This is a genomic window from Vibrio sp. KUL78 (assembly GCF_059725505.1).
The window spans coordinates 2,167,355-2,180,013 of the sequence record NZ_AP045837.1; the positions used below are offsets into that span (position 1 = coordinate 2,167,355).

14 protein-coding genes and 1 pseudogene are annotated in these 12,659 nt (G+C 46.1%); 6 read left to right on the top strand and 9 right to left on the bottom strand.

The annotated features are described in order from the left end of the window. Window positions 1–123 precede the first annotated feature (123 nt). Together AC6I8Y_RS10070 and AC6I8Y_RS10075 are read left to right on the top strand one after the other, a co-directional pair. Entirely contained in the window at window positions 124–1,026 is a 903-nt protein-coding gene (locus tag AC6I8Y_RS10070; protein ID WP_498020098.1) for a LysR family transcriptional regulator, read from the top strand. A 70-nt stretch (window positions 1,027–1,096) separates the two neighbouring features. Beyond that, window positions 1,097–1,717, top strand: coding sequence for an HAD family hydrolase (locus tag AC6I8Y_RS10075; RefSeq protein WP_498020099.1), 621 nt, complete (start codon window positions 1,097–1,099; stop codon window positions 1,715–1,717). 34 nt (window positions 1,718–1,751) lie between these two features. Here the strand turns inward: AC6I8Y_RS10075 and AC6I8Y_RS10080 are convergent, their stop codons facing one another. The 5 genes from AC6I8Y_RS10080 to AC6I8Y_RS10100 form a co-directional block, all read right to left on the bottom strand. Beyond that, window positions 1,752–2,225, bottom strand: coding sequence for a DUF2947 domain-containing protein (locus AC6I8Y_RS10080; protein ID WP_234495728.1), 474 nt, complete (start codon window positions 2,223–2,225; stop codon window positions 1,752–1,754). An 8-nt stretch (window positions 2,226–2,233) separates the two neighbouring features. Next, entirely contained in the window at window positions 2,234–2,824 is a 591-nt protein-coding gene (locus AC6I8Y_RS10085) for an HD domain-containing protein (RefSeq protein ID WP_394151440.1), read from the bottom strand. Beyond that, window positions 2,821–3,399 (bottom strand): ribosomal protein S5-alanine N-acetyltransferase, encoded by a 579-nt coding sequence (gene rimJ / locus AC6I8Y_RS10090; protein WP_498020100.1) that lies wholly within the window; start codon window positions 3,397–3,399, stop codon window positions 2,821–2,823. Before rimJ ends, AC6I8Y_RS10085 begins: the two co-directional genes overlap by 4 nt. Then, window positions 3,399–4,940 carry a transcriptional regulator TyrR gene (tyrR, locus tag AC6I8Y_RS10095; protein WP_128648877.1) on the bottom strand — a complete coding sequence of 514 codons (1,542 nt, stop codon included), beginning with the start codon at window positions 4,938–4,940 and terminating at the stop codon, window positions 3,399–3,401. Before tyrR ends, rimJ begins: the two co-directional genes overlap by 1 nt. Window positions 4,941–5,060: 120 nt before the next feature. Next, on the bottom strand, window positions 5,061–5,390 hold the full coding sequence (locus AC6I8Y_RS10100; protein ID WP_394151441.1) for an STAS domain-containing protein: 330 nt from the start codon (window positions 5,388–5,390) through the stop codon (window positions 5,061–5,063). Between the two features lie 193 nt (window positions 5,391–5,583). On the opposite strand from AC6I8Y_RS10100, the pseudogene AC6I8Y_RS10105 reads away from it, so the two are divergent. After that, window positions 5,584–6,450: pseudogene (locus AC6I8Y_RS10105) on the top strand (DMT family transporter). 49 nt (window positions 6,451–6,499) lie between these two features. On the opposite strand, the gene glpD reads toward AC6I8Y_RS10105, so the two are convergent. Continuing rightward, the gene (gene glpD / locus AC6I8Y_RS10110) at window positions 6,500–8,032 is read right to left on the bottom strand and encodes a glycerol-3-phosphate dehydrogenase (RefSeq protein WP_498020101.1); all 1,533 of its coding nucleotides are present in this window, start codon (window positions 8,030–8,032) and stop codon (window positions 6,500–6,502) included. Window positions 8,033–8,300: 268 nt separating this feature from the next. On the opposite strand from glpD, the gene glpK reads away from it, so the two are divergent. Next, a complete protein-coding gene (glpK, locus tag AC6I8Y_RS10115; RefSeq protein ID WP_498020102.1) occupies window positions 8,301–9,788 on the top strand; it encodes a glycerol kinase GlpK in 1,488 nt (495 codons plus the stop codon). Between the two features lie 34 nt (window positions 9,789–9,822). Here the strand turns inward: glpK and AC6I8Y_RS10120 are convergent, their stop codons facing one another. Continuing rightward, window positions 9,823–10,485 (bottom strand): HAD family hydrolase, encoded by a 663-nt coding sequence (locus AC6I8Y_RS10120; protein WP_394151444.1) that lies wholly within the window; start codon window positions 10,483–10,485, stop codon window positions 9,823–9,825. Window positions 10,486–10,624: 139 nt separating this feature from the next. On the opposite strand from AC6I8Y_RS10120, the gene AC6I8Y_RS10125 reads away from it, so the two are divergent. Both AC6I8Y_RS10125 and AC6I8Y_RS10130 read left to right on the top strand, forming a co-directional pair. Further along, entirely contained in the window at window positions 10,625–11,647 is a 1,023-nt protein-coding gene (locus AC6I8Y_RS10125; protein WP_498020103.1) for an AbrB family transcriptional regulator, read from the top strand. A 3-nt stretch (window positions 11,648–11,650) separates the two neighbouring features. Then, window positions 11,651–11,938 (top strand): DUF134 domain-containing protein, encoded by a 288-nt coding sequence (locus AC6I8Y_RS10130; RefSeq protein WP_498020104.1) that lies wholly within the window; start codon window positions 11,651–11,653, stop codon window positions 11,936–11,938. Between the two features lie 6 nt (window positions 11,939–11,944). Here AC6I8Y_RS10130 and nqrM read toward each other — a convergent pair whose 3' ends face one another. Beyond that, window positions 11,945–12,145: a (Na+)-NQR maturation NqrM gene (gene nqrM / locus AC6I8Y_RS10135; protein WP_498020105.1), complete on the bottom strand. Its 201-nt coding sequence runs from the start codon at window positions 12,143–12,145 to the stop codon at window positions 11,945–11,947. A 13-nt stretch (window positions 12,146–12,158) separates the two neighbouring features. Then, a complete protein-coding gene (locus tag AC6I8Y_RS10140; RefSeq protein ID WP_498020106.1) occupies window positions 12,159–12,596 on the bottom strand; it encodes a NifB/NifX family molybdenum-iron cluster-binding protein in 438 nt (145 codons plus the stop codon). Window positions 12,597–12,659: the final 63 nt, after the last annotated feature.

Consider the following 12,659-nt stretch of genomic DNA (forward strand, 5'->3'; position numbering starts at 1 on the left):
GTAATTCTGTTGGTTCGTGGTGACTTAACTTGCTGAGAATTGTAGCGCCAACAATTAATAAAGATTAGATGACTTTTATCTAATTCATTATTAGTCTTTAGCTAATAACCAAAGAGGTTTTGTATGAATGGAACGACGTTTAATCAACTGGTGATTTTCAACACCATAGTTCAGGAAGGCAGTATCACTAAGGCGGCACAAAAGCTTGAGATGGCCGCGCCGTCTGTCAGCAATGCACTGAAGGCACTTGAGCAGCACATCGGACTGCCTTTGTTTACACGTACAACGAGACGTATCGAGGTGACGGAAGCAGGCAAATTACTTCACGATAGAACCTATCACTCTATATCCGACTTAAATCTAGCCGTTGAAAGCATAAGTGACCTAAGCCGCGTGCCCACAGGAAAGGTACGCATAACCGTACCTAGGTTCGTCTACCAATATGTACTCGAGCACATCTATGCCGAATTTTGTCATCGCTACCCCCATATTGAGTTAGAGATTTCCATCTCTGACGCCGCTATTGATATCCTCAATGAAGGCTTTGATTTAGGGGTAAGGTTTGGAGATAGGGTTGAGGAAGGCATGGTGGCTAAAAAACTCACCTCCCCAACCAAAGAAGCCTTTTTTGCCTCAAAGGACTACGTGCAGAAATTTGGGCTACCGAGCAAGCCGGACGATCTAAAAGCGCACAAGATGATCCAATATCGTTTCATCTCTTCGAATCAAATCGCCCCTCTTATCCTCAATAACGGCGGAGAAAACCTCATCGTAGAGATGCCGACCGCTATGGTGGTCAATGACACCACACTTATGGTCAACGCAGCGCGAAAAGGTTTGGGGATTGGACGCTTGATTGAGCCCATGATTCAAGAAGACCTTGCACAAGGCGAGCTTATCCCTGTGCTGCCTGAGTACTGGTTCCCCTATTCAGGGCTCTATGTGTACTTTCACCGCAATACACAAAAGGCGAAGCGCGTTCGGGTGCTGATCGATTTTTTGACGGAAAAAACACAGCACTTGTAATGAGACAATAACGAGATTGAGGTAGGCTAAACCTTAAGCCTACATACACAATAACCTATAAGGAAATGTCGTGAACTCTGTATCTATAAAAAACGTAGTCTTCGACGTCGGCAACGTCATTGTTCGCTGGTCACCAATTGAAATCGTCAACCTGACTTTCGGGACTCTAGGTGATGAATCGAAAGAGTTAGCTACACGCATTTTCCAGTCTGAAACTTGGCTTAATATCAACAAAGGCTTGCTCACCGAGCAGCAAGCTAAAGCGCTGTATCAGACGACATTGGGCTTGAGTACTACAGAGTGCGATAGACTGTTTTACTACGTTAAAGAAACGCAAATCTTGCTGTTTGGTACGCTCGACCTGATTAATGCACTAAAACAAGCCGGGTATCGGATCTTCGCACTCACCGACAATGTGAATGAGATTGTCGCGCACTTAAAACAGAGATACGATTTTTGGCCACTGTTTGAACATGCCACCATTTCATCTGAACTTGGTTTCTTGAAACCGAGTAACAACATTTATCAGTCGCTGTTGACCCACAACGACTTAGTTGCCGAAGAAACCGTGTTTCTTGATGATATGCCTTATAACGTAGAAGGGGCGAAAAACAACGGCATGCACGCCATTCAGTTTGCCGATGCGGAGCAAGCCTCGGAAGCACTTAGAGAGCTGGGACTTACCTTCTAGACAGAAGAACGCCAGCAGATGCTGGCGTTTTTGATTACTTACGTTTACCGAGTTTTACCGTACCATTGGTCGAGAACCAAAGCGCTTCTGAGCGGCGGCGGCCTAACAAAATAGGGCCGTCATCGTAAAATAGGAAGTTCTTCCAATAGCGTTTGAAGGTCGACCATTTGGTCTCAATCACGTTGTACTTTTCGTAGCAGAAGTACACTGTCACGTCATCCTGCCAGTCAATGAATTGCGCTACCGCTTCTGGTAAATCATTTTCATCGGCTTCCCACGCCTGCATCCAATCCACTTCGTCCCACCAATTGTTGTCTTTCATTGGCCAGTCTTGGCTACTTAGGCGCTCTGCATCCGGACTTTGCGCACTGATGTTTTCTTTCCAAAACTGTGCGGCACGGGCTTGCGTCATCGGTTTGATCTGTGGCCAATCCGCTTCAGGCACAGGCATTGATTGATGGGTAAAAATCCATTTTCTTTGGTATTCATCCAAAGTTGTGTACGACATTCAGTTTCCTAATTCTTTAACCAGCCATTTTCAACGGCTTCTTCAATGAGCGATTTTGCTTTATCCCAGAGCACTTGTGAACCTTTTTCTATCTTTTGATTCACCTGCATGACCTGAGATTTTGAAACCTCGTTTTCTACCCAGCTTTGACCATCATTGTGATAGTTCAGCAGCATCGGAACAAGTCTATCTAGAGCTTTGGCAAACTTTGCTTCGGGAGATTGCGCTAACTCGAACTCCTGCCAAACATCAAACAGCTCTTGGCCTTGATCTTGAGGAAGCATCCCAAACAGACGATGCGCGGCTGCCAGTTCTTTCTCTTCTTGTTCCTTTGAAGCTTGTGCATCGTACACAAAGGTATCGCCAGCATCGATTTCAACAATATCGTGAAGCAGCAACATCTTGACGACTTTGGTGATCTCTACAGGTTCGTTGGCATGTTCTTGCATGAGAAGCGCCATCATAGCGACATGCCAGCTGTGCTCTGCACTGTTTTCAAGACGACCTTCAGCGCTGCGAACGCGTGTCCTTCTCAGCACGCTTTTCAGCCTGTCTAATTCAATTAAAAGCGATAATTGCTGCTCTAATCTCTGGTTCATGCTTGCTTCCAGTTCGGGTTATGAAGAGAAGTCAGGATGTGATCTTCCCACTTCCCATTTATCAGTAGGTAATCTTTGGCAAGCCCTTCTCGTTCAAAGCCCATGTTCTCTAATACGGCTTCACTTCGCTTATTGTGAGGCATATAGCTAGCCGCTATTCGATGCATATTTTGGTATTCGAACATGTAAGGGATAGCCATAGACAGCGCACGTCGCATGTATCCTTGACCTTGTGCATCTTCAGCAAGTGAATAACCCAAATTACAAGAATGGAACGGAAAACGAACCAAATTACTAAATGACACCGTACCTTTCATCTCTTTGGTATCGGCGTCAAAAATCAAACAGTAATACGCCAAGCCAAGACGATGTAGCTCTTCTAACTTAAGCAGTTTGCTTGCCCATGTATCTACCTGGAAAAAACCTTCATCTCGCTTAGGCTCCCAAGGCTGTAGAAAGCGACGATTATCTTGAAAGTACTGAGACACAGTATAAGCATCGGACGGAGAAGAGGTTCTCACCAACACATTGCCATCACGACGATGCAATTGCACCGCCGAGCTTCTGTCTTCCATTAATTCTTCCTGATGTTGTAATCACGCAGTTTATTAGCGATAGAGGTATGCGAGACATTCAAACGCTTCGCTAGCTTACGACTCGATGGGAAGGATTGGTATAGCTTCTCCAACACCTTAGACTCGTAGTCTTTCATAATGTCGTCCAGTGAGCCGTCGATGTTGAGATTGACACTGCCTGAGCTAACTGACTCTAGTTTAGGTAAATTAAAATCTTCTAGCTTCAGCCTTGCGCCTGTCGTTTGTGTCAGTGCTCTGAGTACCATGTTATCGAGCTGACGCATGTTACCTGGCCAAGGATAGTTGCTTAGCGCATCCAAAAGCTCCTCATCCGCTTCTGGTTTGCTAATGCCCAGTTTATTGCTGTGCTTCGCTACAAATAATTCTAGCAATGGCGTAATGTCGCTAGCACGCTCTCTAAGCGGTGGAATAGTCAGCGTCAATACATTGAGGCGATAATAAAGATCCTCACGGAATGCCCCCTGCTCCGCTAGGTCGGCAAGGTTGTGGCGCGTTGACGCAATGATTCTCACATCAACATGCACTTCGTGTTCTTCGCCTACACGACGGAATGTGCCATCTTGAAGGAAACGAAGCAGCTTGATTTGCAGGTGTGGACTCATCTCACCGATTTCATCAAGCAGTACCGTGCCACCATTAGCTTGTTCAAAAATGCCTTTGTGCCCATGTTCGTGATTAAACGAACCAGGAGCATGACCAAATAGTTCCGTCTCCGCGACATCATCTGGCATCGACGCACAGCTCAATACCAGAAATGGCTGAGAAGCGCGATTAGAGCGATTATGGCAGGCTTTCGCTAGCATCTCTTTGCCAGTGCCCGTCTCACCTTCGATAAGCAAGGGCTGGTCAAGCATCGCGAGCTTTTTAGCTTGGCTCATTAACGCCTTGTGACGGTTGGACAAGCCCACAAAGTGCTCAAAGCCCAGTGTATTGCTATCTGCCAGAGATTCAGTGCTGACAGAGTGAGTCGTAGGGTGAATACTCATTACGGCACTGGCGAGAACGGTCTCGTTCGATTCACCAGTGATGTAAACAGGCAAGATTTCCATTGTGTAATCCAGCCCATCGACGACAATCGCTTGTTTCTGTCTGGTGATATCGCCTTCAATCCACTTGGCGAAATTGAAACTTGGCAATAGCTGCGAGATTAATTGACCAATGGCCTCTTCTTCGCTTTTTGCCAACAGCTTCAACGCGGCATGGTTAGCCATGTCAATCGCGCCTTTCAGATCGATAGAAAGTACTGGATAAGGTAAGTTAGTTAGTAGAGAGACAAGCTCTGTGTTGTGCCTTTCGCTAGGCATGAACTGGATTTTGCGGACGTCTTTTACGCCAGAGATTCTTCGAATCTCTGCCATTAAGTCACGAAACGTCTCAAAGTCTATGTCTGGACAGTTGAGGTAAATAATGCCCGTAGTATCAATTTCAATACCACGTAAGTCGATACTGTTGGACGCCAAGATATCTAACAGTTCTCGAGTTAAACCGAGCCTGTCTTCACAGAGGACTTCTAAACGCACTTTATGTTCCTGTCGAAAGTGTCACGAAATGTTGACACTAAGTGTGTATGACTCAACGTGAGTCGTCAACAAAAACAGAAAGTTGCCGATATGAATTGCGTCGTTTTTATACAACTAGGCTTAGCTTGCCAGAATAGCCTGCTCTATATCACTGTATACTCGGACGATCTGGTCAACTTTTGTGACCTTAAGTAGCTGTAATACGGGGGCACTCTCTGTAACCACGGAAATCTCCGATGTCATATGGTGTTTTTTGAAAGCCATTAGAACCCCCAAAGCACTACTGTCCATAAAACTGACGTGAGAGAGATCGAGCAGAATGGGTTTGTCACCCGTTTCAGGCAATTCATCAATAAACTGCCTAAACTGAGTCACCATTTTTGAATCAAATGAAGCCGACTCGACTTCAATTACGGTGAGTGAGTCATTACTGTACGTTGCGAAAGCCATAAACACCTCTAGCCAAGATGTGTGTATTGTTGTCTATTCTTTATATGAATATAGACGCATTTCAATAAACGTACAGATCTTATGGGAAAATAGTTTAGAGTTTACTAAAGTACTCGTAATTCATCACTAATTATATGGCTAAGTTAAACTATTTGAAGCAGAATAGACAAAAAACAACAAGACATCCCCGACATTGAACTATCGCGCTGAACTTATTCTGGTTTTCACCACTTTGCTTGCCGGTGCTGGATGGGTATTTTCGAAAGAAGCCATACAAGGTCTACCGCCATTTGGCTTTATCGGACTAAGATTTCTCGCCGCATCACTCATATTGCTCCTTTTTGCTACAAGGCACTAAAGGCGGCTTCTCTCTCAGATTGCCTGCGCGCACTTAGCGTAGGTGGCTTTTTGGGGGGGCGCTATATTTTGCTGGATCCATGCAATTTCTATCAGCGACACATTAGGTGAAGGCGCATTTATTATGAGCCTGTCGATGTTGTTCGTACCTTTAGTTGCATGGGTGCTGTTCAAGTCCAAACCCATTCGAGCATTCTGGTTGTCTTTGCCTCTTGCTGTCGTGGGTCTGTTCTTGCTTTCTTGGAAAGGAAGCTGGTCGTTCAATGCCAGTCAGCTTTGGTTCTTAGTGTCGGCCGTAGGTCTTGCCGTGCACTTCAACTTCAATAGCAAATACTCAGCGAGCCTATCGCCGATGTTGTTGACTACCCTCCAGCTGTTCTCTACTGGCTGTTTGGGTTTACTTCTCTCATGGTTTACCGAAACCTGGCCGAGCGAAATCTCAGTCGTGACGTGGAAATGGTTTACTTTAAGCGTAATTCTCGCCACCAGCTTACGCTATCTGATGCAAACGACCGGTCAGAAGCTCGCTAATCCGACCAATGCTGCACTATTGATGCTGTTAGAACCGGTTTGGACTCTGATACTCAGTGTGCTCATTTACGATGAGTCTATGCCACTAAACAAAATCCTTGGCTGTCTGTGCTTGCTCGCATCGCTGATATTCTATCGCTTAAGCTCCATGGTAATTATCCGCAGAAAATAAACGAAAAGAGCGCATTACTATGCGCTCTTTTCCTCATTGTTATCTCTACTTAGTTGCCCACACACTTTAGCACTGTCGATTTGGCGGCTAATAGTTTGCTTTGCATGTAAGCATTAAGCTTTTCAGTTTGAAGCTCGTTAAATTCTAATCCCAGTTTGCTTCTTCGCCACAAAATGTCGTCGGTGGACACAGCCCATTCGCTCTCCATCAGGTAATCAACTTCGGTTTGATACAACCCGTGTCCAAAGTGTTCTCCCATTGACTCTAGACTGGAAATTCCCGCTAACACAGCCTCGATTCGCGTTCCATACGAGCGGACCCAACGACGAATGATTGCCGAATCCAACCATGGATAACGTTTCGCCATTTGCTCTGCGAGCGCCTCTCTGTTTGAGAAATTACCACCAGGCAGTGTGGCTTCTTTAGTCCAATCTGGTCCCATGTGTGGGAAGAACGGCACTAATTTATTCACTGCAGCTTGCCCTAGCTTTCGATAGGTTGTCAGCTTGCCACCAAAGATAGAAAGAAGTGGAGCATCATCGAGTTCATCATCTAGCTCGATAGTGTAATCGCGTGTCACCGCTTGCGGATCATCAGACTCATCTTCACATAGTGGCCTTACACCTGACCAATCGGAAACAATGTCCTCTTTTGAGATTTTGCTTTTGAAGTGCTGGTTGACGATTGCACACAGGTAGTCGACTTCGTTGTCATCAATCGCGACTTCACTTGGGTCACCTTGATAGTCCACATCGGTCGTCCCTACGACTGAATAGCTATCCATATACGGGATCACAAACACAATACGCTTATCTTCATTTTGAAGAATGTAAGCATGATCGCCCTCATACATTCTAGGGACAACAATATGACTGCCTTTAACCAAGCGAATATGTCTTGGTGAGCGCAGCTCTAATTGCTCGTCAAAGAAACGATCCACCCAAGGACCAGCAGCATTGACCAGCGTTTTCGCTTTGAACGTAGACCGCTCACCCGTTAAGGTGCTTTCAACCTCTACCAACCAACCGTCTTCTGCTCGCTGCGCGCCAATACACTTGGTTCGAGCAAAAATGTCTGCCCCCTTCTCCTTTGCCAATAGCGCGTTAGTTACAACCAATCTCGCATCATCCACTGCACAATCAGAGTATTCGAAACCAATCTGCATCTCAGGCTGTAGCGGGCTGTTATCACTGCCAAACTTAACACTGCTGCTGCCCATTAAGGACACGCGCTTTCCAAGGTGATCGTAAAGGAACAACCCAGCACGAATCATCCAAGCAGGGCGCAAGTGGGGGCGATGAGGCAATTGAAAGCGTAGTGGAGACACTAAATGCGGTGCATTTTTCAGTAGCACTTCACGCTCTGCTAATGCTTCAGAGACCAAACGAAACTCATAGTGTTCTAGATAACGAAGACCGCCATGTATCAATTTACTGCTCGCTGATGAAGTTGCAGAGGCAAGGTCATTCATTTCAAATAGTGCCACATTTAATCCACGTCCCGCCGCATCTGCAGCCACAGCCACGCCATTGATACCACCACCTATTACTACTACATCGTAAGCTTTGTTCGCTTGACTCATTGCCACTGACCTCCATTAACTCGCAACCTTCAAATGAGCATACGAACAATATAATGCGCGAATACGAACATTGCGAGCATTTTGATGCTATTTTGTTAAATTTTTTTGTAGTTACTGTTTTGCTCACAGATTTCATTATCGTCTTTGAACATTATTATCAACGACACTAAGATGAAACACTGTGGTGCTTAGTTGACCGTTCTTCACTATGGTCGAAAACGAACACTAACGCCCATTGATACCATTACTATCGACTGACGGACAATCTATGAACAACAAAAACGTCATCATCGCTCTAGACCAAGGAACCACAAGTTCACGAGCGATCGTCTTTGATCACGATGCGAACATCGTTACCACTGCTCAACGTGAATTTACCCAGATATACCCTCAACCCGGCTGGGTTGAGCATGATCCAATGGAGATATGGGCGACGCAGCGCTCATCACTCACCGAAGCCTTGGCACAAGCAGATATTTCTAGTGAAGAGGTCTCTGCAATAGGCATTACCAACCAACGCGAAACCACTGTGGTTTGGGACAAAGAAACTGGGCTGCCGATTTATAATGCGATTGTCTGGCAATGCCGCAGAACAGCGAACTATTGCGACCAATTAAAAGCCGATGGTCACGAAGCCATGATTCGAGACAAGACTGGTCTCGTCATTGACGCCTACTTCTCTGCCTCTAAGGTGGCCTGGATCCTTGATAACGTAGAAGGCGCACGAGAAAAAGCAGAAAACAGTGAGCTGCTATTCGGTACTGTCGATACTTGGTTGATATGGAAGCTAACTCACGGCAAAACGCACGTAACCGATGTCAGTAATGCATCACGAACCATGCTCTTTAACATCCACACTCTCGAGTGGGATGATGCTCTGCTTGAGCTATTTAATATCCCTCGTAACATGCTACCTAGCGTCAAATCATCCAGCGAAACCTATGGGCATACTCAAATCGGCGGCGGTGCGAAGGCAATCCCTATTAGCGGAATCGCCGGAGACCAGCAAGCTGCGCTTTTTGGGCAGCAGTGCGTTAAGAAAGGCATGGTAAAAAACACCTACGGCACTGGTTGTTTTTTACTGATGAACACGGGTCACAGTCCAGTCACTTCTCAACATGGTCTATTAACGACGGTTGGTTTTAAAATCGGTGACGAGGTGACGTACGCTTTAGAAGGTAGCGTTTTCATGGGCGGCGCCACGATTCAATGGCTCAGGGATGAACTTGGGCTTATTCGCGATGCCAAAGATACCGCCTACTTTGCAGAGCAAGTCGATAGTGCCAACGGCGTGTACATGGTGCCTGCCTTTGTCGGGCTTGGTGCGCCTTATTGGGATCCGCATGCACGCGGTACGCTCGTGGGCTTAACGCGAGGCACGAACCGAAACCACATCATCCGAGCCGCACTCGAGGCCATTGCCTACCAAAGTAAAGACGTATTGATGGCGATGGAAGAGGACTCTGGCATCAAACTTAACCAGATACGCGTCGATGGTGGCGCAGTAGCGAATGACTTTTTGATGCAGTTCCAAGCGGATGTGATGGGCAGTAAAGTGTTGAGGCCTACCGTTCGTGAATCCACGGCACTTGGTGCCGCGATGTTAGCTGGTTTAGCGGTTGGCTATTGGCAAAGCCAAGAAGAGCTTGCAGAGAAAAAACAGGTGGAACGAACATTCTCACCTCAAATTGAACGAGAGAAACGTGACCAGCTTTATGCAGGTTGGCTTGATGCGGTTGAGCGAACTAAAGACTAGCTCTAGCAGCTAGCCTCTTTAAACTCTATGTCGACTATTTATCGTTTTGATTGGATAGCTCGACATAGACCTCCATCAAGGATTGACGCGTGTTGGGATTTAGTGCTTTTACGTCCTCGCAAGGCGCCACTAGGTCTGGGATCTGATAAGTATTCATCGAAGCTGCCATAGCCGCTTTCACACCGTTGTTAGAGTCTTCAAACGCCAAGCAATGTTCTGAAGGAACGCCTAAGCGCTGTGCCGCAAGATGATAGATTTCAGGGTCGGGTTTACCGCGAGTGACCTCACACCCTGTCGTGATGTTATCGAAATAGCTATCCAGCCCCGCGAGTCTGAGTTTGCTTTCCGCGACTTCGCGGTGAGTAGACGTTGCAACCGCGAGAGGAATATTGAGAGATTTGAGCCAATCGAGTAGCTCTACAACACCATGCTTTTTGGGAATAGCTTGATGAAACACCACATCATTGTAATGTTTACGCCACTCTTCATTAATCGTTTGATAATCGATAATGCCATCATAAGCAGCACCCAATTTGGCGTGAATGGTCTTTGAATTGCAACCAATGATAGACAGATAACTCTCTTCTAAGAAAGGGACACCTAGCGTCTCGCATGCCTTTTCAAAAATGCCTTTGCAGACATTCTCTGTATCTAGAAGCAACCCATCCATATCAAAAATTGCAGCTTTAAAATTCATCGTTCTCTCATCATTACCGCGGTCAAATCAGAGCGCATTGTGCCGTAAGTTGACACGCTTTGCTACGGCAAAAGCCAATACTTACTCTGTTTGGTGTATAATCGAGCCCTCAAAATATCCATTGAATCAAAGGAATAAGATGGTCGCATTAAAAACAATCCTGTTTGGATTAGCCGGCGCTTTGCTTGGAAGCCTTCTCCCCATTCCGTTGGGTGAGTTGTTTGCTGCGGCGTTTGCAACCATCATTTACCTTCGCTTTACCCGCCAAAACGTCAGACTGCCCGATGCGGTGATCACCGTCATTCAGATCATTTTGGGAGTCAGTATCGGAATTACCGTGCACTTTTCTGATCTCGTTGGCTCTTTTTCACTTCCTTTGTTCACAGGGCTCGTCTTGTGCATGTTATCGCAGACCACAGTCAACTTCTTTTGGCTGTATAAACGTGAGCGTTGGACGCCTTTCGAGTCTTTATTAGGCGCCATTCCTGGTGCAATGGCTGCCATTCTCGTTATCAGTGAGGAGCAGGAAAAACCCTCACCAAAGATCATATTCTCGCACTCTATTCGCTTATTACTACTGGTCGTCCTCGCTGGTGTTATTGCGTCAACAGGCGAAGACGGTGGCTCGCAGTTAAGCCAAACTTTAACGGTGTCTCAAACAATACATTTGTTGATACTGGCTGTTATCAGCTATGCGTTAGGCAAATTAGTAGGCAAAGTCGGTGTGCCTGCCCCTTACCTATTAACCAGCCTGATTGTTGCCGCTATCTATAATGTTCAATTTGCCTCGCTAGCTCTGGCGGTACCCGAAGTACTCATCATGTTTGCCACGGCTATTTTGGGAGTGTTGATCGGAAGCCGGTTAGCGCCAACAACGCTACGAGAGGCACTCAGCTATTCGAAAGCAGGATTGATCGTCACAGTGTTAGGTGTCACAGTGACCCTTCTCTATGCGTTTGGATTTAGCTACTTAACAGGTACCGATTGGGAGGTATTACTTCTAGCATGGGTACCGGGTAGTGTTGAGGCAATGACTGCAGTAGCCCTATTGCTCGGCTTGGAGCCTGCATTTGTTGCCATTAACCACGTGATGCGATTGATGATGTTGTATATGATGCCCGTCGCACTAAAAAACCCACTCCAAAGATTGAGTAAGATGTAAATCATGGCAAGACCGAAAAAGCTTCGAAAAGTATGTAGCCGAGCACCCTATGAGTGTTTCAAACCCAATGGTGTACCAACAAAACAACTTAAAAAGGTAGAGTTATTACCTGACGAGCTTGAAGCATTGCGCTTGGCGGACCTTCAAGGGATGAACCAGATTGATGCAGCCAGAGAAATGGATGTGTCTAGACAGACCTTTGCTAACATCGTTAAGTCTGCCCGCAAAAAGGTGGCACAGTGCCTGATAGAGGGTCAAGCACTGATGATGTCGACCTCTGAGTTGGATTAGCTGAGCTTAGCGGCGAGCGGGCTCCTGAATCTTATAGAGCGACTTCTCGCTGCTTTTCGCTTGTTTCTTACAGTCACAATCACTTTCGATACCAACCTTAGAAAGACCTCCGCAACTGCCTCGTATCGCTTTACGCTTAAACATAACACCGATGGACATCAGTGCAATCGCGGACGTAAACACAACAATAGCAAGTAATATATCCATACTCTTATCCCCTTCACTCTATTTTCGTGAGCCTCATCCTTATATTACGGACCGTACTGGGTGAGAGTTTATTTCGAGGTGGCAGTGAAGAAGAGCAACACGACATCTTCTTAGCAGGGTTATCCCGACCATAACTAATATCGTTAACTGTTTCTAATTGTTCGATATTTAGCTCTGATAGGGTTTGCATTGACTTCGCTGCCCGTACCTCTACGCCAAGATCGAACAGAGATTGAAGCATTTTCTTACCAATATTTCGCACCAAAACCATATCGACTTGCTTGGATTCTATTAGCTGCTTCCACTGTTTCTTACCGTGACAACCCTGCACGTGGTCCGTGAGATCGATCATAGTTGTAGAGTGCTGGCCTGTATCCAGCAAAGCGATGGATTGAGCCTTTGAGAAGTGGCCACTGACGCGCTCGTTTCTAACCGGAATGGCGATAAGCATTATAGGTTCCTCCTGTTGAACATGTTTCAAAAGAGTACGTCCATTTTTAGCATATGCCAATAA